The organism is Curtobacterium sp. P97, from assembly GCF_023712445.1.
Lineage (GTDB): Bacteria > Actinomycetota > Actinomycetes > Actinomycetales > Microbacteriaceae > Curtobacterium.
In genome coordinates this window covers 41,164-64,418 of the sequence record NZ_JAMAYF010000001.1, presented here as the reverse complement: position 1 = coordinate 64,418, position 23,255 = coordinate 41,164, and the positions used below count along the sequence as shown (strand labels likewise).

Below are 23,255 nucleotides of genomic sequence, written 5' to 3'. Positions count from 1 at the left end.
GACATGACCCGCAACACCGAAGCCAAGCCCCTCGTGATCGTGCCGACCTACAACGAGGCCGAGAACATCAAGGACATCGCGGCACGGATCCTCGAGACCGTGCCCTCGGCAGGGCTCCTCGTGGTGGACGACGGCAGCCCGGACGGCACCGGCGACCTCGTCGAGGCGATGGCCCGGACCGACGAGCGGGTCCACCTGCTCCGTCGCTCCGGCAAGCTCGGCCTCGGGACGGCCTACGTCGCCGGGTTCCGCTGGGGTCTCGAGCACGGCTACGACCTGCTCGTCGAGATGGACGCCGACGGCTCGCACCCGGCCGACCGCCTGCCGGCGCTCATCGCCGCGGTCGCCGACGCGGACCCGTCGGACGACGTCCTGCTCGCCATCGGTTCGCGCTGGATGCGCGGTGGCTCGGTCGTGGACTGGCCCAAGCGCCGCGAGTTCCTGAGCCGTGGGGCCAACACCTACGCGCGCATCATGCTCGGCATCGACGTGCACGACATCACCGCCGGCTTCCGCGTCTACCGGGCGGACGCGATCGCGCGCATGGACCTCGGGTCGATCGACTCGAAGGGCTACTGCTTCCAGATCGACATGACCATCCGGACGCACGACCTCGGTGGGCGCATCGTCGAGGTGCCGATCCGGTTCCGCGACCGCATCCACGGCGTGTCCAAGATGAGCAAGGACATCATCGTCGAGGCGATGGTGCGGACCACGCAGTGGGGGCTCCAGCGCCGGTTCCGGCCGCGCACCGCCCGCCGGTAGCTCCGGCGGACGGGCGCCGCGCGAGGCGGGTCACACGCAGCTGACGTCGAAGTCCTGCTGCCCGACCACGTACTGCACGATCTCGGTGCGGCCCCCGGCGGTGAAGGGAGCCGCAGTGCAGGCGGCCTGAGCGGCCGCGAGCGTCGCCGGTCCCTCCGCGCGCCAGGTCGGGAGCCGGTAGAGCTGGCTGGTCGACGGCACCGTGCCGAACAGCTGGCTCCACTCGCTCGGGGACGAGTAGAGGCCGACCGAACCGCCGGTGGTGCGGAACATGTCGGTCATGCCCTCGAGCGTGGCGCGGTTCAGCGACTGGTCCTTCTGCCAGGTCCCGTCGGTCTCCGCGTCGAGCCACCACCGCCACGGACCGGAGGGGATCCCGCGGACGTTCACGTCCTCGTACGCCCGCGTCCAGCCGTACACGTACGAGCACGGTCGGTCGTACCCACCGCGGCAGACGCCGTAGGGGTTGGTGACCGTGGGGCCGCCGGGCAGGGTGTTGCTCGTCGGCCAGACCGAGGCCTCCGCGCCGGGGTTGGCGGTGTTCACGTAGAGCTGTGCCACCGGCTGGCTCGTCCCGTCCGCCGAGGCCCGTGCCCACGCGAGTTGCTGCGCGGAGCAGGGGTTGGTGGTGTTCGCCAGCCCGGCGTTCACGCCGATGATGCCGAACGCCTGGTCGGTCGGCCACGAGGACGCCTTCCCGCACTGGGGCCACGACACGTCCGCGCCCACGCCGGACCCGGAGCGGCCGTCGAGGAAGTAGCCGGCGACGTCGAGGAACAGCGTCGCCGTCCCGCTGCTCACCTTCGCCTGTACCCGCCGGTCGACCGTGCTGCCGGTGACCTTCGGCATGGTCAGCGCGGAGCGGGCGACGCCGGCGGCGAGGTCCTGCGTGGCCACCTGCGGGTCCTGTCCGGCCGGGGTCAGCCGGAGGTACCCGGCCGCCGTGGGCGCCGAGACCTGGGCGTTCGCGACGACCGCGGTCGCCGTGCCGGGCACGCCGCCGGTGCCCGCGACCCTGATGGTCCGCGGCGTCGTGCCCAGAGCCGTCGTCGCGACCCTGGTCGTCGTGATCGGCACGAACACCGAGCCGCTGGCGGATCGTGAGTAGTACCCCACCACGTCCATGTAGACCGTCGCGGTGCCCCGCGAGACCTTCACCTGCGCCGCACCGCCGGTGAGCCCGGTCACAACGAGGTTCGAGATCGCTCCGCCCCGGCGGAACACCTGCGTGGCCACCTGCGGGTCCTGGCCGGCTGCGGTGACGCGCACGTAGCCGTCCGCGGTCTGTGCCTTCGTCTCGACGTTCACGGCGACGGCGGTGGCGTCCTGCGGGACACCGGCGGTCCCGGCGAGCGGTACCTGCACCGGCGTCGTGCCGACCGTGGCCCCGAAGGCACGCGCGGCATCGAGCGGCGTGTACGTGGAGCCCCCGCTGGGGCCGTAGTACCCGGACACGTCGAAGAAGACGGTGCCCGAGCCCTTCGACAGCTTCACCTGCACGCCGCCGGCGGCGAGGCGGACCGTCGCGAGGTTGGACACCGGCTCGCCCGCACGGACGATCTGCGTCGCGACCTGCGGGTCGGACCCGGCCGGTGTCACGCGCACGTAGCCGTCCGCTGTCGCGCCGGAGACCTGGACGTTCAGCACGACCGCCGTGGCGTCGGCGGGCACACCGGCGACCCCGGCGACCGGGACGACGCGCGGCGTGGTCCCGACCGTCCCGCCGAAGATGCGGGCTGCCGGGACGGGGGAGTACCGTCCGGCCTGGACCGCGGTCGCGGCGGGCGCGGCCTCCGCGGGGGTGAGGCCGGCGACGGCCGCCCCGGTCGCCACCAGCACGGCGGCCAGCAGCATGACGGACAGGTGGTGCAGTCGCGGCAAGGCGGCCCCCTCGGTTCCCACGGCACGCCCCCTGACGTACCTCGGCCCTGTCGGGCCGCGGACAGCCTACGGTGCCTGGAGCCGGTGGCGCCAGGACCGGCGTCGCGCCGTCACCACGAGCACCGTGACGAAGAGCATCAGGCCCGCGCCGTGCAGCAGGTAGCTCTCGGCCAGGCTCGTCACGCCCAGGAGCACGAGGACCGCCGCGGGCCAGACGTAGGCCACGCCGGGGAAGGTCGTCGCCGTCACCCACGACCGGGCGAAGGCGAGGAGTCCCGCTCCGAGGAGCAGCAGCATGCCGGCGAGGCCGACCTGCAGCCAGGCGTCGACGGCGGCGTCCAACCCGGACGTGAACCGGGCGCCGGACGGATCGATGAAGGTGACGAACGGGACGACGGGCTCGCTCGGCCAGGTCCCCACCCAGCCCCAGCCCTGGATCGGCTTCTGCTCGATGAACGTGCGGATCTGCTCCCAGAGCTCGAGCCGTGTCGTCGTCCCACCGGCAGCTCCGATCCGGGGGAGCACCCGTGCGCGGGTCACGACGAGCACCACTCCCGCCGCCACGACCAGGGTGGCGAGGACGCCGTCGAGCAGCGGCCGGACCGAGGGCCGTGCGTGCCGCAGGGTCCAGAGGGCGAGCGCGGTCCCGGCGAGGGCGATCGTCGCGAGCCCGGTGATCGGCGACTGCACGAGCATGAGCGTCACGACCGCGCCGCCCATGGACGCGACGGCACGCCACCGGGCCACCGAGCGGGTGAGGAACTCGACCACGAACGTCACCAGGGCGGTCACCGCGATGAAGCCCATGAAGTTGCGCGTCCCGCCGATGCCCTGGATCGGACCCCCGAAGGCGATGTCACCGCGGATGCCCAACGCCGGGATCGGCAGGTCGAGCACGAGCCCCGACAGCACCTCGAGCCCGAGCGACACGACCAGCAGGATGCGGAAGGCGTCGCCGCACGCCCGGATGACCTGGACGAGGTCGCGACCGAGCGCGAGGTACAGTCCGAGTCCGACGAACCCGACGGTGGCGGTGAGCCCGCGCAGGGCGACCCAGGAGTACTCGCTCCACAGCACGCTCAGCGCGCAGTACCCGACGAAGACGAGCAGTGACAGCGGCAGGACGCCGTGCCACTCGATCCGGTAGCGCTGCCCGAGCAGGCTGAGCCCGGCGAGCACGGCGAGGGTCACGAGCACCGACCAGGTGCCGGCAGGACCCACCAGGACGCGGACGGTCGGCTCGCCGAACGCGAAGAGCACGATGGTCGTCGCGAGTGCCTGGCTGAACCGACCGCCGGCGGAGAATCCGATCCAGGCGGACAAGTACCGGCGCGCGCGGATGCGTCGCGTCGTCCTGCCGTCCGTCATCCGTCCAGTCTGACGTACTCGGCCGCACGGGACCTGCGCCGTACCGGAGCGTCGATATCGCGGATCGTCGATCGCTCGCTAGCGTCGGACCCCGATGACATCGACGAGGGACCGGCTCCGACGCTCGGGCGCGGCCGTCGGGGTGGGGCTGCTGGCGGCGCTCGCGGCGTGGGTTCGACTCGGACCCGTCGCGCGCGGTACTGCCTGGGCCGAGGACGCCGGGCTCTTCTTCCGCGAGCACCTCGCCCTCGGAGCAGCCGCGAGCGTCGTCGAGCCGTACGCGGGGTACCTGCACGTCGTCCCGCGACTCGTCGTCGACGTCGGGTTCGCGCTGCCGATCGCCTGGTACGCCCTCACGGTGACGACGCTCTGCTGCGTCCTGACCGGAGCTGCGTGCGCGGGCGTCTTCGTCCTCGCCGCGGACGCCGTGCCGTCGCCGGTGCTCCGCGTCGTGCTGGCCGCGGTGCCGGTCCTGCTGCCCACGGCACCGTGGGAGGTGCTGGGCAACGCTGCGAACCTGCACACCACCGCCCTCCTGCTCGCGCCGTGGGTGTTCGCCCACCGTGCCCGGACCCGGACCGGGGCGGTGACGCTCGCCCTGGTCGCCGTGCTCGTCCTCACCACCGAGGTCCAGGCGCTGCTCTTCCTGCCGCTGCTCCTGCTCGCCTGGGCGCCGGGACGCGACCGTGCCCGGGCGACCGGAGCGACCGGCGGACGCGCCGACGCGGCGTCCGCTGCGGTGCCGCCGGCGCCGTCCGCGCTGCCCTCCCGCCGTGCGAGCGCCATCCGCGCGCTGCCCGTCACCGTCGCGGCCCTCGGCGCGGGGGCCGCGCAGGTCGTGACGGCCCTGACCACCGACCGGGACTCGCCGCGGGGCGACCCCTCGGTCCGTGACGTGGCTTCGGGGTACCTGCTGCAGACGGTCGGCGGCCTGTGGCGAGCGGACCTGGCCGCGGTCGGACGCGCGGTCGTGGCCTCGGGGTGGTGGGTGGTCGGTGTGCCCGCTGCGGTGCTCGTCGCGATCGTCGTCACGGCGGTCGTCGTCGGGCTGCGGGAGCGACGCCGTCGTGCGGCGCTGCTGGCGTCTGCCCTCGCCGTGGGGTCGGTCGTGGTGTGGTCGGCCGCCCTGCTGGCCAACGCCTCGGCGAACGGACGCTGGTCCCGGTCCGACCCCGGCGCGCTGCTCGACGCGACTCCCTCGCGCTACGCGGCCGCGGCCGGCATGCTGCTGAGCGCAGCGCTGGTGGTGTCGGCGTCGGTGCTCGTCGGACACGTGCTGCGGTCGGGCGCCGTGCACACCACGGGCACGGACGCGGGCACGGACGCGAGCACGGGCACGGACGCGACCGTCGTCGGTGGGCACCGGTCGGTCCGGGTGGTCCGCCGCGTCCTCGGGTGGACGGTCGTCGCGGTCCTCGTGGCCACCTGGGTCGCCGCCTTCCCCGGTACGGCGCAGCGCGCGACGGGGCCGGAGTGGTACCCGCAGGTGGTCGCCGCCGAGGCACGGTGCCGACAGGACCCTGCCGGGACGGTGATGATCGGGGCGCTGCCGTGGGAGGCACGGGTGCCCTGCGTGCTGGTGCTCGGCACCGGTGCCACCGGGCGGTGACGCCGCCCCTCAGCCCGACGTGGCGCGGAAGGCGCGTTGCGCGAGGGGAGTGCGCGGCCCGTCCCCGGTCGACGGCGGTTCCTCGTTCACGAGCACGATCCGCGTCTTGATCGCGACGAGGGCGAACAGCACCCAGTTCCCCTGGTAGAGCAGGCGCGACTCCGCGAGCGCCTGCACGAGCAGTGCGACCACGACGAGCAGCGGGAAGAGCGAGACCGGATCGAACGGCCGCTGCACGAGCCCGGGACCGTAGGACTCCCGCACGGCCCCCGAGCACGACCTGCCGAAGGTGGTCAGGACGTACACGAGGAAGAGCGCCAGACCGACCAGGCCGGTCTGCATCCACACGTCGAGCGCCGCATCGTGCGCCTGGAGGTACTGGACGCCGTTCCGCGGCGCGAGTTCGGCGAGCATCGGGATGTTCGGCCACCAGTAGCCGATCCACCCCCAGCCGAGCACCGGGTGCTGCTCCGCCAGACCCACGACCGCGGTCCAGATCGTGCCCCGGCCCGTCAGGTCGGACGAACGGCCGAGCAGCGCCAGCAACGGAACGCGCGCGGCGACGGCGGCGACGACCAGGACGACCAGGCCGGCGACCACCGCGAGCACACGCGGTCCCCGGCGCCCGCTCGGGACGCGTCGGATCCACAGGGCGACCAGGAGGGCAACGACCACCGCGACCACGGCCAGGAACACCGTCGAGGACCGGGTGAGCAGCAGGGTGGCGGCCGCCACGACCAGCCACGCGACCGCCCGGCCCCGGCGCATCCGGCCGTCGACGAGCTGCACCGCGACGGCGATCGCCGCGAGCAGGGCGACCATCGCCAGCAGGTTGGCGTTGCCCGGCAGACCCTGGATGCGTCCGCCGGTGAACAGCTCGGCGCGCGAGAAGTAGAAGGCGTCCGGGATGTCCCGGTCGCCGTAGTCGGTCCAGATCGGCGCGATGGGGTGCCGCACGACGACGGCCACCACGGCCTCGAAGACCAGGGAGAGGCCGACGACCCAGCGGAACGCGGTGCTCGCGGCGTCGAGGATCCGGCGCCAGGAGAGCGTCGACGCGATCGCGAAGGCGACCAGCGCGCAGACCACCTGCGCCACGATGCTCGCGAGCGTCGCCGGTCGCCAGTGCGACCACGCGACCGACACCAGGCACCAGGCGAGGAAGAACCAGAGCGCGCGGGGCGTCCGGGTCAGCGGCGGTCGCGCACGCACCACGACGCTGATGCCCCAGGCGGCCTCGATCGCCCAGATCGTCGCGGCGCCGTACCACGTCGTCGTGTTCGGGACCGCGTCACCGGCGAACATCGTCAACAGGACGGTCACGGCGAGGGCGAACGCCTCACGCTCGGACACGGTCCCGCGGGCGATCGGCCAGGTGTTCGTCACGGGAGACAGGCTAGCGCCCCCGGTTCAGCGCTCGAGCGACGCGAGCGTCGAGCTGAGCCGGTCGCCGAGTGCCGGGGCGAGCGTCGTCGCGAACGTCGCCGTCAGGTGCGTCGGGTCGCGGTGCGTCACGACCCCGCCGATCACCGCGGGGCACGTGGTCCGGTCGCAGTACCAGTCCGTCATGTCGACGTACCGGGCACGGTCCCCGATCGCCGCAACGGCCTGCTCGCTGCCGTCGAAGGCCGCCAGGGCCTGGTCGCGCGGGAGGTCGCAGGCCCCGGCGGTCGGGCCCTGCATCTGCGCGAGGCACGCGATGACGTCGTCGCGCGCGGTCGGGTTGTCGCGGATCGCGATCACCGGGACGCCCGCGTCCGTCGCCGCCCGCCACGCGCCGACGAGACCGTCGACCACGGTCGCGTCGTTGCTGCTGCCGTCGGGGACGATGACCGGGCTCTTGGTCGCCGCGTGCGTCACCACGACGGCGTCGAGCTCGTCGTCGTGCTGCCGGACCCAGTCCACGGCGTTCTGCTTCCAGCCCTGGCAGCTGTCGGTGTAGCCCTGCGTGGGGGCCTGCTGCACGGCCGTCGTGAAGTAGCAGCCGATGTGCCCGGCGACGTCGATGCGCCAGTGTTCCCGCTCGGCGATCGCGCGGTAGGCCGTCATCAGGGCGTTGTTGTGCGAGTCACCGACGGCGAGCAGGTGCTTCCGGTACCCGGTCCTCGGTCCCAGCGCGCAGACGTTGAAGTCGGCCGTCGTGTTCGACCAGCAGTCGCCCGAGTTCGCGTCGTCGTGCTGGGCGGCGGCCGGGGCGGGCACCCGGACGTCGGCGAGGCGCGGGTTGACGCACGGGTCGTCCGAGCCGATGCGCGCGGCCGCGCCGAAGCAGTCGACGTCCCCGCGCGTCAGGCGCTCGGCGAACGCGGCCGCCTGCACCTGCTGGACCTGCACCGCGGCCAGCGTGCCGACGCCGAGCGCGACGACCGCCACCGACGCGACCACGCCGAGCACGGCGACGCGTCGCGGACGGACACGTGCGGAACGGACCCGAGCGCGCAGCGGCTCCTCGACGAGCAGCGTGGACGCCGCGGCGAGGACCAGTGCCCCGACCAGGACCGCCACCTTGCTCGTGGTGCCGAGCGGGTGGCCGAGCACGATCGGCAGCAGGACGACGGCGGGCCAGTGCCACAGGTAGACCGCGTACGACGTCCGGCCGACGAACGCGACCGGCGGGGTCCGGCCGACGACGTCGAGGCCGCTGCGGGCACCGAGGGCGACCACGAGCGCGGCCGACACGACGGGCAGGAGCGCCGCGGTGCCGGGGTAGGGGGTCGTCGGCGTGATCACGAGGACCGACGCGACCAGGCCCGCGACGCCCAGCCACGTGCCTCCCGTCCGGACCGCACGCGACCGACGCGAACGGGCGACGGCGAGCGGGACCGTCGCGACCAACCCGCCGAGCGCGAACTCCCACGCGCGCGTGGCGGTCGAGAAGTAGGCGATGCCGGGCGCGGTCTGCGTCTGCACTATCGACCACGCGAGGGAGAGGACCGCGACCGTGCCGAGCAGGAGGCGTGCCGTGAGGACGGGGTCCCGACGCCGCGCGCGGGCGAGCACGGCGCCGAGCAGCACGAGGAGCACCGGGAGTGCGATGTAGAACTGCTCCTCGACCGAGAGCGACCAGAAGTGCTGGAACGGCGACGGCCGGTTGTCGCTCGCCAGGTAGTCGACCGCGTCGGAGGCGAGCTGCCAGTTCTGCAGGTACACCGTCGACGCGATCAGCTCGCGCCCGTACTGCCCCCACAGCGAGCTCGGGACGAGCAGCAGCACCGCGGCGCCCGTGGCCAGGAGCGTCAGGAACGCGCCGGGCAGCAACCGCCCGGCACGTCGTGCCCAGAAGGCGCCGAGGCGGATGCGCCCCGTCGCGGCCTGTTCGCGCACGAGGTGGCCGGTGATGAGGAAGCCGGAGACGACGAAGAAGACGTCGACCCCGACGAAGCCGCCGGGCAGCCGGTTCGGCCACAGGTGGTACAGCACGACGGCCAGCACGGCGAAGGCGCGCAGGGCCTGCACGTCCCATCGGGTCGACTCGGGGCGGCGCGGCTCGGACATCGCGGGGAGTCTATGCGAGAGCGGTTCGTCGATGCCCCGGTCGGCTCCGGCACCACGGGCGGCGCCGAGCGGACGCCGGTCCCCGCCCGGTACGCTCGCGGCATGTTCCTCGGCATCACCAACACGCCACGCGACTACGCCTGGGGTTCCACCAGCGCGATCCCCGAACTCCTCGGCCGCACCGTCACCGGTGCACCGCAGGCGGAGCTCTGGCTCGGCGCGCACGCGGGGAGCCCCAGCGTCGTCGTGAACCCGGCGATGGTGGGCGGTGCCGACACCCTGCGCGACTGGATCGACGCCGAGCCCGAGGCCGCGCTCGGCCCGGACCGCAGCGGCCTGCCGTTCCTGCTGAAGCTCCTCGCGGCGGCGGCACCCCTGTCGCTCCAGGCGCACCCCACGCCCGAGCAGGCCCGCGAGGGCTTCGCGCGCGAGGAGGCCGCGGGGATCCCGCTGGACGACCCGGCGCGCAACTACAAGGACCCGTTCCCCAAGCCCGAGCTCGTCGTCGCCCTCAGCGACCGGTTCGAGGCGCTCAGCGGCTTCCGCCCGGTCGGTGACTCCGTGGCCGAGGTCGAGTCGCTCGACGGCGGGAGCGGACGGCTCGGACCGCTGCTCGCGCACCTCGCGCAGGGGCTCGAGGACACCGTGCGCTGGCTCGAGACCGCCGATGCGTCGGCGCTCGCCGTGGTGCAGGCGGCGTCCGACCTCGCCACCGCCCTGCCGGAGGACGACCGCACCCCGAACGTGCAGACGGTGGTCGACCTGGCCGCCGCGTACCCGGGCGATCCCGGCGTGGTCGTGTCGATGCTCATGCACCGCGTCACGCTCCGGACCGGCGAGGCGATGTACCTGCCCGCGGGCAACGTGCACGCCTACCTCGACGGGCTCGGCATCGAGCTCATGGCGCCGTCGGACAACGTGCTCCGTGGTGGCCTGACGGCGAAGCACGTCGACGTCCCGGAACTCCTGCGGGTGCTCGACTTCACCGCGTACCCGGCACCGGTGCTGACCCCGGAACGCCTCGACCAGGGCGTCGACCGGTTCGCTCCGGACGGGGTCGGGTTCGCGCTGGTCCGCGTCACCGGCGGCGGTCGTCCGGTCGGCCTCGGCACCGGCGGTGTGGCACCGCTCTCCGGCCCGAGCATCGCGGTCTGCACCACGGGCGCCGTGACCCTCGTCGGCGCGCGGTCCGCGACCCTGCTCCGCCAGGGGGAGTCCTGCTACGTCACGCCGGACGAGGGCGACGTGACGGTCGAGGCCGACGCCGCGACCGGTCTGACGTCCACGGTCTTCATCGCGACCGGTGCGTGAACACGCAGCGGCCTGCGGCCCGGGGGGACGGTGCCGTCCGCTAGCGTGACGAGCATGAGTTGGCTGGTCACCGGCGGTGCCGGGTACATCGGGTCCCACGTCGTCCGCGCGCTGCGCGCCGCAGGGATCGACACCGTCGCGTTCGACGACCTGTCGAGCGGGTTCCGTGCCTTCGTGCCGGAGGACGTGCCGTTCGTCGAGGGGACGATCCTGGACGGCGACCTGCTGGCCAGCACCCTCCGTGCGCACGCGGTGACCGGCGTCGTGCACGTCGCCGGCTTCAAGTACGCCGGCGTCTCGGTCGAGCGGCCGCTGCACACCTACGAGCAGAACGTCACCGGTACCGCGACCCTGCTCCGGGCGATGGCGGAGAACGGCGTCACCAAGGCCGTGTTCTCGTCGAGCGCCGCGGTCTACGGCACACCCGACGTCGACGTCGTCGTCGAGGACACCCCGAAGGCACCGGAGTCGCCGTACGGCGAGTCCAAGCTCATCGGCGAGTGGCTGCTCCGGGACATGGAGGTCGCCGCCGGGTTCGCCACCACCTCGCTCCGCTACTTCAACGTCGTCGGGTCGGGGGAGCCGGACCTGTACGACGCCAGCCCCCACAACCTGTTCCCGCTCGTGTTCGAGGCGCTGCTCGCCGGCCGGGTGCCGCGCATCAACGGCGACGACTACGACACCCCGGACGGCACCTGCGTCCGCGACTACATCCACGTCGCCGACCTCGCGCACTCGCACGCCGTCGCGGCGCAGAAGCTCGAGGCGGGCGAGCAGCTCGAGCGCGCCTACAACCTCGGCAGCGGGGACGGCGTGAGCGTCCGGCAGATCATGGACGCCATGGCGTCGGGCACCGGGATCGCGTTCGAGCCCGAGGTCGCGCCCCGGCGTCCGGGTGACCCCGCCCGGATCGTCGCGACCGGCGAGGCCGCCGCGCGCGACCTCGACTGGGCGATGCGGCACTCGCTCGACGAGATGGTGTCCAGCGCCTGGGAGGCCCGTCGCCGCGTCGGCTGAGGCCCGGGCACGGCGGTCGGAGTGCGCAGTGTGTCCCCCGATCGCCGGACAGACGGCCTGCGACACGCCCGTACGGGGGACATGACACGCCGCAGCGGTCAGCACCTTCTATGATCCGCGACTTGACGGAACGGAATCACACCGCTGTAATTACAGGCAGCGGCTTCGGTCGTTGCAGGCCGTCGTCGACATGTCAGGGGTGATCAGGGTGAACGGTTCCGACTTCCACGCCGGCGTGCCGGAGGACTGGCACGTCGACCCGGTGTCGCTCGGTGTCCCCGGTGTCCGCCGTGCCGAGGGCGACGAGGAGAACCCGCTGTCGTGGCAGGTCGACTCGCTCTGCGCCCAGACCGACCCCGAGGCGTTCTTCCCCGAGAAGGGCGGCTCCACCCGCGAGGCGAAGAAGATCTGCGGGTCGTGCGAGGTCCGGTCGCAGTGCCTCGAGTACGCGCTCGAGAACGACGAGCGCTTCGGCATCTGGGGCGGCCTCTCCGAACGCGAGCGCCGGAAGCTCCGCCGCCGCGCCTGACGCACCCACCGCGCGCAGCGCGACGGGCGTCGGTCGGCCTGGAGGCGCCTCCCGCCTCCGCCACCCACCGTCCGTTGATGGTGCGCACAGGTTGACGGCGCGCCGTTCCCGCAGACCGGTCCCGCGCCTCCAGACCGTAGAGTGACGCGCGTCATGCAGCCCAGTCCCGCGCAGCCCCGGTCCGCCCAGCCCCGCGTCACCGCGGTCCTCGTGACCGCGAACGGCGGCGAGCACCTCGACCGGACCCTGGACGCCCTCGTCGCCCAGACCCGGCACCCCGACAACCTGGTCGTCGTCGACGTCGGTTCCACCGACGGGTCGACGGCCGAGCTCGCCCTGGGCGGGTCCGCCGGGCTCGTGCGCCTGCACGCCGGGCGCCCCTTCGGCGAGGCCGTCGCGGCGGGGGAGCGCGAAGCGCCGACCGCCGACGGCGACGACGGGACCGACGCAGCGCCCGACGAGTGGCTGTGGCTGCTCGGACACGACAACGCTCCGGCACCGACCGCACTCGCCGAGATGCTCTCCGCGGTCGAGATCGCGCCGTCCGTCGTGGTCGCCGGGCCGAAGCTCGTCGACACGGACGACCCCGCACGGATCCGTGCGTTCGGGGAGAGCACGACGCGCGCCGGCCGATCGCTGGCCCTCGTGCAGGACGAGCTCGACCAGGGCCAGCACGACCGGCACACCGACGTGATGGGCGTGTCCGCCGCCGGCATGCTCGTGCGCCGCTCGGTCTGGCGCGAACTCCGCGGCTTCGACCCGGCGCTGCCGGACGTCGACGCCGCGCTCGACCTCTGCATCCGTGCGCGCCTCGCCGGACACCGCGTCGCCGTGGTGCCCGAGGCCCGCGTGACGAGTGCCGGACCGATCGAGGAGTTCGGCCGCAAGCGCGTCTCCGAGGGGCGGCGCGTGCGCCTGCACCGCCAGGCGCAACTGCACCGCCGGCTGACGTACGCCCCCGCCGGGCTGCTCTGGTTGCACTGGCTGCTGCTCGTGCCGACCGCGCTCGTCCGGGCCGTCGGCCACCTCGTCGCGAAGCACCCCGCCGCGGTCTCCGGTGAACTCGCCGCCGCCCTCGCCGTGGCCTTCGGTGGCGGCGTCCGACGGGCGCGGGCGAACGCCGCGCGGACCCGTCGGGTCGGGTGGGCTGCCGTCGAGCCCCTCCGTGTCAGCTGGCGCCGGGTGCACGAGCGACGGACCACCTCGCGCGACGTCGAACTCGCCCGGGTCGAGGACGCCCCGATCGCGCGGGCATCGTTCCTCAGCGACGGCGGCGTGTGGGTCGTGCTCGCGGCGGCCGCACTCAGCGTGGTGACGCTGTACCCGCTGCTCGGCACCCCCGCGGTCACGGGCGGCGGACTCCTGCCGCTCAGCACCTCGATCGGGCGGCTGTGGCAGAACGTCGGCTACGGCTGGCACTCGGTCGGGACCGGCTCCACCGGCCCGAGCGACCCGTTCGCCGCCGTGCTCGCCGTGCTCGGCTCGATCACCGCCTGGTCGCCGTCGGCCTCGGTCGTGGTCGTGCTCCTGCTCTCGTTCCCGCTCGCCGCGCTCGGCGCCTGGTTCGTGGTCCGCAAGGTCACCACCCGCACCTGGGTGCCCGTCGTCGGTGCCGCGCTGTACACGATCACCCCGACGCTCGTCGGCGCCGTCACGACCGGACACCTCGGGGCCGTCATCGCGCACGTGCTGCTCCCGTGGCTGCTGCTGGCGGTGCTCGAAGCGCACCGCTCGTGGGCATGGGCGTCCGGCGCGTCGCTGCTCTTCGCGGTCGTCGCGGCCTCGGCGCCGTCGCTGCTGCCGGTCCTGCTGGTCGGGTGGGTCGTGTCCCTCGTCGTCGGCTGGCGGCGTGCGCACCGTCGGGTCTTCATCCCGGTCCCCGCCGCCGTGCTCTTCCTGCCGCTCGTCCTGGCGCAGGTCGCCCGCGGCAACCCGCTCGCCGTGTTCGCGGACCCGGGCGTCCCCTCCGCCACGCGCGCCCCCTCGGCGCTCCAGCTCGCGGTCGGGCAGCCGCTGCCGGACTGGAGCGGGTGGCTCCCCGCGACGACGCCCCTCGGGCTCGCGGCGTCGGTCCTGCCCGTCGCGATGGCCGTCCTCGCGCTGCCGGTCGTCATGCTCGCGGTCGGGGCGCTCCTCGGACACCGCTGGGCCGTCGCCGGTGCAGCGCTCGTCCTGGCGCTCCTCGGCTACGCGACGGCCTTCGGTGCGACCCACCTCACCGTCACCGGGGTCGGTTCGACCACGACGATCGTCTGGCCCGGCAGCGCCCTGTCCGTGACGGCGCTCGGCATCGTGCTCGCGGCGTCGATCGGCATCGACGTGCTGCCGCGGACCGCTCCGGTCACCGCACTCGTCGCGGCGGTGTTCGCCGGGGTCGCGGTCACCCCCGCCTTCGCCGCGTCCACCCTCGGTGACACGCTCCTGCAGCCGACCACCGGACGGGTCCTGAGCGCCTACGTGAACGCCGAGGCCCAGGCCAACCCGGACGTCGGCACGCTCGTGGTCGACCCGCAGACCGACGGCTCCCTCGCGGTGTCGCTCGAACGCGGCCAGGGCTCGACGCTCGACGACCAGACGACGCTCGACTCCACCGCGCTCCGCCTCAGCAGGTCGGGCGCGCAGCTGGCCACACTCGCCGGGAACCTCGCCAGCCGCAGCGGGTACGACCCCGAACCCGCGCTCCGCGAGCTCGGCATCTCGTTCGTGCTGCTCGACGACGCACCGGACGCCGACGCGGCGCAGCAGGTGCACGACCGTGCGGCCGGAGCGATCGGCCAGGACGCCCGGTTCACGAGCATCGGCGAGACCACCTCCGGCCGGCTCTTCCACTACGAGGGCGACGTCGACCGGGTGTCCACCGGTTCGGCCGCGACCCAGGCGACGCACGTGCTGTACCTGATCGTGCTCGGCGTGGTCTTCGGCGCAGCGGCCCTGCTCGCCGTCCCGACCGCACCGCGTCGCCGCCGTGCCACCTCGAACGTCATCGAGGCCGAGGAACCAGCCACCACCTTCGACGAGGAGCGCGACGAATGAGCACCGAGCACCGGTCCGTCCGACGGTGGGTCGTCCGCGGGACCGCGACCGCGGTCGCCGTGGTCGTCGCCGCCGGCGCCGTGACGGCCGCGCACGCGATCGGCACCGAGAGCACCGCGCTCCGCCCGGCGGGTCGACTCGTCACGCCGGTGCCCGCCGACGCCGAGCGCGTGTGCGCCGGCAGCGCGCTGCGGCTCTCGGACGAGTCCGGGAACGACGCGACGACGGCCAGCACCGTCGGGTCGTCGGAGGTCGCGACCGGCACCACCGGCAGCACCGTCGACCGGTCGACCCTCGGCTCGTCGACCACCGGCGGCAGCGACCCCCAGCTCCTCACCGCGCCCGCCGGTGACAGCACGCCGCAGGTCGCCGGCAGCACCTCGCAGAGCGTGTCGTCGGGGGACCTCGTCGGCTTCGGCGCGGCGTCCTGCGACGACCCCGGCCAGTCGACCTGGCTGGTCGGCGGCTCCACCGAGACCGGCCGGACCAGCCTCATCACGCTGTCGAACCCGACGGACGTCAACGCCACCGTGGACCTCGACGTGTTCGACGCCTCCGGCACCGTGCAAGCGCCCGGGACCACCGGCATCGTGGTCGCACCGAACACGCAGAAGGTCGTGCCGCTGTCCGGTTTCGTCGCCGACCAGGGGTCGACGGTCGTGCACGTGACCTCGACCGGCGGGCAGATCGTCGCGCACATGCAGGAGAGCATCGTGCGGACGCTGACCCCGGGCGGCTACGACGTCGTCTCCGGCGGCGCCGCACCGGCGCGGACGCAGGTGATCCCCGCGGTCGTGCTGAGCGGCGCCGAGGAGGCGCAGCGCGGTGACGACACCGAGGACGCCACCCCGGTGCTCCGCCTGTTCGTCCCCGGCGACCGCGCTGCACGCGTGACCGTCGGCATCACGACGGCGGACGGCGGCGGTTCGACGGTGAACGCGACCGCCGAGCCCGGGGTCGTCACCGACGTCGCCCTCGACGACTTCCCGGACGGGCGGTACTCGCTCACGGTGACGTCGACGGAGCCGCTCGTCGCGGGGGCGCGCACCACGAAGCCGACCGACGACGGTCGGACCGACCTCGGCTGGTTCGCGTCCGCGGAGCCACTCGGCGACCGTGTCGTGACCGCGGTCGCGCCCGGCGGCGGGTCGCGGATGAACCTCGTCAACCCGACGCGGTCGGACGCGACGGTGACGATCACCTCGGGGGACCGTGAGCAGGAGGTGGACGTCGCCTCGGGCAGCACGGCCACCGTTCAGGTCCCGGTGTCCACGCAGCTCGAGCTCACCGGCGCCGAGGGGCTCGTCGCGGGCGTCAGCTACGACGCGGACGACGGCATCGCCGGCTTCCCGGTGCGGCCGGCGACGGAGGTCTCGACCCCGGTGCGCGTCTACCCCTGACGCCGGGGCCCGTCGGTCAGCGGTGGCGGTGCCCGTCCGGCGCGTCGTCCCTGTCGGTCACCAGTGGCGGTACCGGTCGGGTGCCGGGTCCGGCCGTGGGTGCTGTTCCCTGTCGGTCACCAGTGGCGGTACCGGTCGGGCGCCAGGTCCCACGGGTCCTTGTCGATGAGCTCGCCGACCGCACGGAACACCGCGGTCTCGATGATCACGCGGCGGTCCGTGTCGTCCTTCTCCGGACTCCGGGTGACCCGCTCGACGGGGATCCGGAACAGCGTCACGCGCCGGTCGCCGCGGTCGACCCGCCAGCGGGGGAGGCGGTCCGGCAGCGTCTGGTCGGTCGGCATGTCGGCCACCTGGAACACCACCCCGGCGAGCTCGTCCGGCCAGAGCCCCACCAGGTAGTGGGCGGTGTCGCCGACGATGCGGTCGAACGTCTCGGCGCGCGTGATGACGGGCGCGAGCTCCGGTCCGGTGACACTCGACCGGCCACCGCGTCCGTGCCGTGACCGACCACGGGCGCGGTCGACGGGGGTGACGGTGGGGTGCTTCCGACGCATCCCGCCATCGTACGCGGCGAGGGCGTGGCCGACCCCGGCGACGGCCCTCGGCAGGCCGTCGCGGTGGTCCGCCCGGTAGGGTCGGTGCCGGTATGGACGTACGGATCTGCAGCAAGGTCGCCTGTGGCGCGAGCGCCTCGGCGACCCTGACGTACGACTACGGCGACTCCATGGTCGTCGTCGGGCCCCTCTCCACCCGTGTCGAGCCGCACGGGTACGACCTCTGCGCCCGCCACGCGGCCCGCCTGCGCGTGCCCCGCGGCTGGGACGTCGTGCGGCGCGAACCGATCCGGCGGGACGCAGCGCCCGCCGACTGAGGCCGCGCACCGCGGTCCCGGTGGCCCACGCCGCCGACCGACGGCCGCCGCGTGCGTCGGTTCCGGTGGCCCGCCCACCGGAGGTGAGCCGGTCCGTCCAGCGTCTCCCGGTGCGGCCTGGAGGCCCGCCCGACGTCCGTGACGTCGTCTGACGGTCCGCGCCTCCCGGCGTGCCAGACTGACGCCATGTCGACCGAGACCCGCACCGCCGCCCCGTTCCGCGTCGCCGACCTCGCCCTCGCCGAGGCGGGTCGCCACCAGATCCGCCTGGCCGAGAACGAGATGCCGGGCCTGATGGCCCTGCGTCAGGAGTTCGGGCCGTCGCAGCCGCTCGCCGGTGCGCGGATCGCCGGGTCCCTGCACATGACCGTGCAGACCGCGGTCCTCATCGAGACCCTCGTGGCCCTCGGCGCGCAGGTCCGTTGGGCGAGCTGCAACATCTTCTCCACGCAGGACGAGGCCGCCGCGGCGGTCGCTGTGGGGCCGACGGGGACCCCGGCGTCACCCGCGGGCGTCCCGGTGTTCGCGTGGAAGGGCGAGACGCTCGACGAGTACTGGTGGTGCACCGACCGCATCTTCGACTGGAGCGTCGAGGCCGCTGCCGCGGGGGAGTCGTGGACGGGGCCGAACCTCATCCTCGACGACGGCGGGGACGCGACGATGCTCCTGCACACCGGTGCGGACGCCGAGGCCGCCGGACGTGCTCCGGAGCCGGGGGCCGACGCGAGCGCCGAGTGGCGGATCGTGCTCGCGACCGTCGCCGCGTCGCTCGAGCGCTCCACCGACCGCTGGACCCGCATCGCGGCCGAGGTGCAGGGCGTCACCGAGGAGACCACCACGGGCGTGCACCGGTTGTACGAGCTCGCTCGGAAGGGCGAGCTGCGCTTCCCGGCGATCAACGTCAACGACTCGGTGACGAAGTCCAAGTTCGACAACAAGTACGGCATCCGGCACTCGCTGCCCGACGGGCTCAACCGAGCCACCGACGTGCTCATCGGCGGCAAGGTCGCCTTCGTCGTGGGCTACGGAGACGTCGGCAAGGGCGCCGCCGAGGCGCTCCGCGGCCAGGGCGCCCGGGTCGTCGTGTCCGAGGTCGACCCGATCTGCGCACTGCAGGCGGCGATGGACGGCTACCAGGTCGCCCGGCTGGCGGACGTCGCCGGCGAGGTCGACATCGTGGTGACCTGCACCGGCAACCTCGGCGTCGTCGGGGTCGACGAGGTGCTCGCGCTGAAGCACCTGGCGGTCGTCGCGAACGTCGGACACTTCGACAACGAGATCGACATGGCGGGGCTCGAGGCGCTGCCGGGGGTCGAGAAGGTCGAGATCAAGCCGCAGGTGCACGAGTGGCGGCTGCCGAACGGCCGCTCGGTCCTGGTGCTGAGCGAGGGACGGCTGATGAACCTCGGCAACGCGACGGGGCACCCCTCGTTCGTGATGAGCAACTCGTTCACGAACCAGGTCCTGGCGCAGATCGAACTGCACACGAGGCGCGAGGAGTACCCGACGGGGGTCTCCGTGCTGCCGAAGCACCTGGACGAGAAGGTCGCGCGCCTGCACCTGGACGCCCTCGGGGTCCGGCTCACCGAGCTCCGGCCGGAGCAGGCCGCCTACATCGGTGTGCCCGTCGAGGGCCCCTACAAGCCGGACCACTACCGGTACTGACCGCGCCGGCGCCGCGCTGCTGCGCGGCTCCCGTCGCCGCGCGGGGCGGCGCCAGCGCCTCAGCGCGGGAAGCCCGGCGGCCGCGCCCCGGCGACGGCCGCCGCACCGTCGAGCAGTGCTGCCCGCGCCCGCAGCGCCCGCACGTCGCGCTCCCGCCGCACGGCGACGACGCCCGCGAGGAACACCTCGGGGTGGACGTCCGGCACCGGGGAGGCGTGCTCCGAGACCGCCGCCGCGAGCATCCGCGCGGCGGTCTCGCGCGCTTCCGGCCGCAGGTCGGCCGCCGACCGGAAGAAGGCCCCGAGGCGGTCCTCGAGCCGCTGCGGCAGCGCCGACACGTCCGCCACCGCTGCCCACGGCACGAGTTCGACCGGCAGCAGGACCTCCACGTCGCGCCGACGTGCGCCGCGTTCGTGCTGCACGAAGGTGCCGGCGAGCAGGTCGCCGAGGCGTCTGGGGCGCGAGCCGAACAGCGCCACGACGAACGCGACGGAGCCCAGGGTGGACCAGAGCTCGAGCAGCCCGACCAGTGCGCGGGTGAAGGCGTGCCGGAACCCGATCGCGCCTCCGTCGACCCGCACCACCCGGGTCCCGGCGGCGTACCGTCCGACGCTCTTGCCCCGCGTGACGGTCTCGACCCCGGCCGGGACGAGCACGAGCACCGTCACCGCGGCCCCGATGCCGAGGGGGAACAGCCACACGGTGTCGGCGCCGGGCGGCCACACCCTCGCGAGCCCGAACAGCAGCATGGCGAGCAGCGCCACGAGGCAGACCCCGTCGAGCAGCGCCGCCGCGAGTCGCAGCACGATGCCGGCCGGCTGCACGTCGAGCGCGACGGCCTCGCCGACGACGAGCTCGTCGGCGGCCTCGTCGAGCGTCCCGCCGAAGCGGGCGTCGGACAGGTCGCGTGGCACGCGCGTCTTCCCCATGGGATCATTCTGTCGTGAGCGGGTCCCCTCGGGGGCCCGGTGTGTGCGATCGGGGGAGGCACGTGGACCTGGAGGCCTACAGCGCGGTGCACGGCGACCGCTGGGACGAGGTCGACCGGCTCGCCCGCGCCCGACACGGGTCCGGCGCGGACGCGGACCGGCTGGTCAGCGGCTACCAGGAGGTCGCGACCGACCTCGCGCGGGTCCGCGGCGTCGCGCCCGGCTCCGCGGTGGGGGACCGCCTGTCCCGCACCGTGTTCCGCGCACGACTGCGCTTCACGGGCACGCCGGTCGACCCCCTGACCGCCGTCACGACGTTCTTCGCGCGGCACCTCCCGGCGGCGCTGTACCGCATCCGCTGGGTCACGGTCTGGGTCGCGGCGGCGACCATCGCGATCACGGCGATCGTGGCCGTGTGGATCGCGTCGACCCCGGGAGCGGTGACGACGTTCGGCACGCCGGAGGCCCTGCGGCAGTACGCGACGGAGGACTTCCAGGCGTACTACTCCGACCACGGCCTGGGGGCGTTCACCGCGCAGGTGTGGTCGAACAACGCCTTCATCGCGGCACGCATGGTGGCCTTCGGCATCACGGGGCTCTACGTCCCGGTGTCGATCGTGCAGAACGCGGTGAGCCTCGGCGTCTCCGCGGCGATCATGCACTCGCAGGGGCGGCTCGGCGACTTCTTCCTCTGGATCGCTCCGCACGGTCAGCTCGAGCTGTACTCGGTCTTCCTCGCCGGTGCCGCCGGCCTGATGATCTGCTGGTCGTGGATCGCCCCCGGTGCGCGCACGCGGGCGCAGGCCCTGGCGGAGGACGGTCGAGCCCTCCTCACGGTCGCGGTCGGTCTCGCGCTCACCCTGCTCCTCTCCGGGCTGGTCGAGGGCGTGGTGACCCGCCAGGACTGGCCGTGGCCGGTGAAGATCGGCATCGGCACGGTCGCACTGGCCGCGGTGCTCTGGTACCAGTGGGTGCTCGGCGGCCGTGCGTTCCGCGCGGGTGAGCGCGGTGACGTCGAGGAGTTCGAGCGTGGCGCGACGGCGCTCACCGCGGGCTGAGCCGTGGGCTGAACCGTCGGTCGTGCGCCCGCCGCCCGCCGGCCGCAGCTCAGAGCCGGCCGGCCGCCTTCGCGCGGATGTACGCGTCGGCGACGGCCGGTGGCACGGCCCCGGGCCCACCGCGCACGACCTCGGCGCCGGCCCGGCGTGCGACGTCCCCGACGCCGTCCGCGTCGAGCAGGGTCCGTTCCGCGGCCGCTCGTCGGTAGACGTCGCGCTCGGCACCGGACCCGGCCAGGAGGCGCGACATCCGTCCGTCCCGCTGCTCCGGTGTCCCGTGACCGGCTTCGGCGACCCCGCTCGCCATCCGCTCGACGGCCGGGTCCGCGATGCTCGTGACGACGACGGCGTGCCGTCGCGTGAGCCGGGGGAGCACCGCGAGCAGGTCGGCCGAGGCGCCGACGGAGTCCAGGCTCGACAGGAGCACGACGAACGACCGTGAGGTCGTCACGGCGTCGACGGCTGCCGGGACCGCCGACCAGGCCGTCGCCGCGAGGCCCGGCTCGGCGAGTGCGAGCCGTTCGCCGAAGCGTCGCACCACGTCGGTCCGCGTCGCACCGTGGACCCGGTCGCGGACGGTGTCGTCGAGCACGACCAGCTCGACCCGGTCGCCGGCAGCCGTCGCGAGCGCGCCGAGCAGCAGCGCGGACTCGATGAACGTGTCGAGCCGCGGCTCGTCGTCGACGCGTCCGGCGCCGGCACGACCGGCATCGACGACGATGACGACGCGGCGGTCACGCTCCGGTCGCCACGTCCGGACGACCAGGTCCTGCCGCCGGGCGGTCGCGCGCCAGTCGATCGACCGCACGTCGTCGCCGCGCACGTAGTCGCGCAGGGAGTCGAACTCCGTCCCGTGACCCCGCAGTTGCAGGGTGGTCTCACCGTCGAGTTCGCGGAGCCGGGCGAGCCGGGAGGGCAGGTGCCGACGCGATCGGAAGGGCGGCGTGACCACCAGCGAACCGGGCGCGTCCAGGACGGCCTGCCGGGCGGCGAGGCCGAGCGGGCCGAAGGACCGGACGGCGACCCCGGCGCTGGTGCGACGGCCGCGACGGAAGGGCGTGAAGCGCACCCGGGCGGTCCGGCGTTCCCCGGCGGGCACCGTCGAGCGGATCCGGTGCGGCGCGTGGCCGGCGGAGGGCTCCCACATGTCCCGGACGACCGCGCGCAGCGGCCGACGTCCGTCGTTCGCCAGGACGAGCGTGCCGTCGGCGGTGCTGCCGCGTCGGACCAGCTGCGGCATCCGTCGCTCGACGCGGACCGAGCCCGGATCGGCGGCGAGCAGGACGTCGAGCCCGGCGGCGAGCACCACGACGGCCGCCCACGCCACGCCGCCCCAGGCACTGCCGAGCAGCACCGTGGGGACGATCGCGACCGCCAGGAGCGCGACGAAGCGACCGGAGACGGCCACTAGAAGGGCACCCGGACCTGCTCGACGACCTGCTGCAGCACCCCGTCCGCCCCGACGCCCTCGAGCTCGGCGTCCGCGGCCACGCGCAGCCGGTGCCGCCAGACCGGCAGGAGCATCGCCTGCACGTGGTCCGGCGTGATCGCGTCGTAGCCGGTGAGCCACGCCCACGCCTTCGCGGCGGCGAGGAGCGCCGTCGCACCGCGGGGGCTCACGCCGATGCGGACGGACGGCGCCTGCCGGGTGGCGCGGGCGAGGTCGACCACGTACGCCAGGACGTCGTCGCGCGCCCCCACCGCGCGGACGGCCCGCTGCGCCGCGAGGACCTCGTCGACGCCGAGGACCGGCCGGACCCCGGCCGACCGGACGTCCCGCGGGACGAAGCCGTCCGCGTGCCGACGGAGCACCTGCCACTCGACGTCCCGGGGCGGCACGTCGAGCGTGAGCTTCATCAGGAAGCGGTCGAGCTGCGCCTCCGGCAGCGTGTAGGTCCCCTCGAACTCGATGGGGTTCATCGTCGCGGCGACGAAGAACGGGTCGGGCAGCGGCCGCGCGGCGCCGTCCACGCTGACCTGGCGTTCCTCCATCGCCTCGAGCAGTGCGGACTGCGTCTTCGGCGGCGTGCGGTTCACCTCGTCGGCGAGCAGCACGTTCGTGAAGACCGGGCCCTCGCGGAACGGGAAGGTGCCGGTCGACGCGTCGAACACGAGCGAGCCCGTGACGTCCCCGGGCATCAGGTCCGGGGTGAACTGGATGCGCTTCGTGTCGAGCGACATGGCCGCTGCGAGGCTGCGCACCAGCAGCGTCTTCGCGACGCCGGGGACGCCCTCGAGCAGGACGTGGCCCTGCGCGAGGATGCCGACGATCATCCCGGACACGGCGCCCTCCTGGCCGACGACGGCCTTGCCCACCTCGG

At 74.1% G+C, this 23,255-nt stretch carries 18 protein-coding genes; 10 read left to right on the top strand and 8 right to left on the bottom strand.

Translation table 11 applies throughout. From position 1 onward, the window contains the following. Positions 1–3 precede the first annotated feature (3 nt). Positions 4–765 (top strand): polyprenol monophosphomannose synthase, encoded by a 762-nt coding sequence (locus tag M3677_RS00285; RefSeq protein ID WP_251159505.1) that lies wholly within the window; start codon positions 4–6, stop codon positions 763–765. Between the two features lie 30 nt (positions 766–795). Here M3677_RS00285 and M3677_RS00280 read toward each other — a convergent pair whose 3' ends face one another. Together M3677_RS00280 and M3677_RS00275 are read right to left on the bottom strand one after the other, a co-directional pair. Continuing rightward, a complete protein-coding gene (locus M3677_RS00280) occupies positions 796–2,646 on the bottom strand; it encodes a hypothetical protein (protein WP_251159504.1) in 1,851 nt (616 codons plus the stop codon). Between the two features lie 66 nt (positions 2,647–2,712). Next, entirely contained in the window at positions 2,713–4,014 is a 1,302-nt protein-coding gene (locus M3677_RS00275) for an exopolysaccharide production protein (protein ID WP_251159503.1), read from the bottom strand. A gap of 94 nt (positions 4,015–4,108) precedes the next feature. Here M3677_RS00275 and M3677_RS00270 point away from each other — a divergent pair, with 94 nt between their 5' ends. Then, positions 4,109–5,623, top strand: a complete 1,515-nt coding sequence (locus M3677_RS00270; RefSeq protein ID WP_251159502.1) for a hypothetical protein — start codon at positions 4,109–4,111, stop codon at positions 5,621–5,623. Positions 5,624–5,632: 9 nt separating this feature from the next. Here the strand turns inward: M3677_RS00270 and M3677_RS18265 are convergent, their stop codons facing one another. Continuing rightward, complete coding sequence (locus M3677_RS18265; RefSeq protein ID WP_251159501.1) at positions 5,633–7,009, bottom strand: O-antigen ligase family protein; 1,377 nt, start codon at positions 7,007–7,009, stop codon at positions 5,633–5,635. A 24-nt stretch (positions 7,010–7,033) separates the two neighbouring features. Then, entirely contained in the window at positions 7,034–9,118 is a 2,085-nt protein-coding gene (locus M3677_RS00260) for an acyltransferase family protein (protein ID WP_251159500.1), read from the bottom strand. A 102-nt stretch (positions 9,119–9,220) separates the two neighbouring features. Here M3677_RS00260 and manA point away from each other — a divergent pair, with 102 nt between their 5' ends. From manA to M3677_RS00235, 5 genes are all read left to right on the top strand, one after another. Continuing rightward, positions 9,221–10,429, top strand: coding sequence for a mannose-6-phosphate isomerase, class I (gene manA, locus M3677_RS00255; protein ID WP_251159499.1), 1,209 nt, complete (start codon positions 9,221–9,223; stop codon positions 10,427–10,429). Positions 10,430–10,483: 54 nt separating this feature from the next. Next, the gene (gene galE / locus M3677_RS00250) at positions 10,484–11,446 is read left to right on the top strand and encodes a UDP-glucose 4-epimerase GalE (protein WP_066658396.1); all 963 of its coding nucleotides are present in this window, start codon (positions 10,484–10,486) and stop codon (positions 11,444–11,446) included. A gap of 208 nt (positions 11,447–11,654) precedes the next feature. Further along, positions 11,655–11,975, top strand: a complete 321-nt coding sequence (locus M3677_RS00245; RefSeq protein WP_144411444.1) for a WhiB family transcriptional regulator — start codon at positions 11,655–11,657, stop codon at positions 11,973–11,975. 153 nt (positions 11,976–12,128) lie between these two features. Then, positions 12,129–15,008: a glycosyltransferase family 2 protein gene (locus tag M3677_RS00240; protein WP_251159498.1), complete on the top strand. Its 2,880-nt coding sequence runs from the start codon at positions 12,129–12,131 to the stop codon at positions 15,006–15,008. Beyond that, a complete protein-coding gene (locus M3677_RS00235) occupies positions 15,005–16,408 on the top strand; it encodes a DUF5719 family protein (RefSeq protein ID WP_251159497.1) in 1,404 nt (467 codons plus the stop codon). Before M3677_RS00240 ends, M3677_RS00235 begins: the two co-directional genes overlap by 4 nt. Before the next feature lie 116 nt (positions 16,409–16,524). Here the strand turns inward: M3677_RS00235 and M3677_RS00230 are convergent, their stop codons facing one another. Continuing rightward, positions 16,525–16,965: a metallopeptidase family protein gene (locus M3677_RS00230; RefSeq protein ID WP_066654996.1), complete on the bottom strand. Its 441-nt coding sequence runs from the start codon at positions 16,963–16,965 to the stop codon at positions 16,525–16,527. Positions 16,966–17,057: 92 nt separating this feature from the next. Here M3677_RS00230 and M3677_RS00225 point away from each other — a divergent pair, with 92 nt between their 5' ends. Then, the gene (locus M3677_RS00225; RefSeq protein ID WP_066654995.1) at positions 17,058–17,282 is read left to right on the top strand and encodes a DUF3499 family protein; all 225 of its coding nucleotides are present in this window, start codon (positions 17,058–17,060) and stop codon (positions 17,280–17,282) included. Between the two features lie 186 nt (positions 17,283–17,468). Next, positions 17,469–18,947: an adenosylhomocysteinase gene (gene ahcY, locus M3677_RS00220; RefSeq protein ID WP_209685210.1), complete on the top strand. Its 1,479-nt coding sequence runs from the start codon at positions 17,469–17,471 to the stop codon at positions 18,945–18,947. Positions 18,948–19,006: 59 nt separating this feature from the next. Here ahcY and M3677_RS00215 read toward each other — a convergent pair whose 3' ends face one another. After that, positions 19,007–19,876 (bottom strand): RDD family protein, encoded by an 870-nt coding sequence (locus M3677_RS00215; protein WP_251155565.1) that lies wholly within the window; start codon positions 19,874–19,876, stop codon positions 19,007–19,009. Between the two features lie 62 nt (positions 19,877–19,938). Here M3677_RS00215 and M3677_RS00210 point away from each other — a divergent pair, with 62 nt between their 5' ends. Beyond that, entirely contained in the window at positions 19,939–20,934 is a 996-nt protein-coding gene (locus M3677_RS00210) for a stage II sporulation protein M (RefSeq protein ID WP_251159496.1), read from the top strand. 49 nt (positions 20,935–20,983) lie between these two features. Here the strand turns inward: M3677_RS00210 and M3677_RS00205 are convergent, their stop codons facing one another. Beyond that, entirely contained in the window at positions 20,984–22,342 is a 1,359-nt protein-coding gene (locus tag M3677_RS00205; protein WP_251155567.1) for a DUF58 domain-containing protein, read from the bottom strand. Beyond that, positions 22,342–23,250 (bottom strand): MoxR family ATPase, encoded by a 909-nt coding sequence (locus tag M3677_RS00200; protein WP_066658390.1) that lies wholly within the window; start codon positions 23,248–23,250, stop codon positions 22,342–22,344. The genes M3677_RS00205 and M3677_RS00200 overlap by 1 nt, the downstream gene beginning before the upstream one ends. Between the last annotated feature and the right edge of the window lie 5 nt (positions 23,251–23,255).

What these genes read in the sequence shown, in the direction of transcription:
- ahcY (WP_209685210.1), top strand. Translation starts at nt 17,469, where the DNA reads ATGTCGACCGAGACCCGCACCGCCGCCCCGTTCCGCGTCGCCGACCTC.
- M3677_RS00275 (WP_251159503.1), bottom strand. Translation starts at nt 4,014, where the DNA reads ATGACGGACGGCAGGACGACGCGACGCATCCGCGCGCGCCGGTACTTG.
- M3677_RS00235 (WP_251159497.1), top strand. Translation starts at nt 15,005, where the DNA reads ATGAGCACCGAGCACCGGTCCGTCCGACGGTGGGTCGTCCGCGGGACC.
- M3677_RS00240 (WP_251159498.1), top strand. Translation starts at nt 12,129, where the DNA reads ATGCAGCCCAGTCCCGCGCAGCCCCGGTCCGCCCAGCCCCGCGTCACC.
- M3677_RS00285 (WP_251159505.1), top strand. Translation starts at nt 4, where the DNA reads ATGACCCGCAACACCGAAGCCAAGCCCCTCGTGATCGTGCCGACCTAC.
- M3677_RS00260 (WP_251159500.1), bottom strand. Translation starts at nt 9,118, where the DNA reads ATGTCCGAGCCGCGCCGCCCCGAGTCGACCCGATGGGACGTGCAGGCC.
- M3677_RS00230 (WP_066654996.1), bottom strand. Translation starts at nt 16,965, where the DNA reads ATGCGTCGGAAGCACCCCACCGTCACCCCCGTCGACCGCGCCCGTGGT.
- M3677_RS00225 (WP_066654995.1), top strand. Translation starts at nt 17,058, where the DNA reads ATGGACGTACGGATCTGCAGCAAGGTCGCCTGTGGCGCGAGCGCCTCG.
- M3677_RS00270 (WP_251159502.1), top strand. Translation starts at nt 4,109, where the DNA reads ATGACATCGACGAGGGACCGGCTCCGACGCTCGGGCGCGGCCGTCGGG.
- manA (WP_251159499.1), top strand. Translation starts at nt 9,221, where the DNA reads ATGTTCCTCGGCATCACCAACACGCCACGCGACTACGCCTGGGGTTCC.
- M3677_RS00215 (WP_251155565.1), bottom strand. Translation starts at nt 19,876, where the DNA reads ATGGGGAAGACGCGCGTGCCACGCGACCTGTCCGACGCCCGCTTCGGC.
- galE (WP_066658396.1), top strand. Translation starts at nt 10,484, where the DNA reads ATGAGTTGGCTGGTCACCGGCGGTGCCGGGTACATCGGGTCCCACGTC.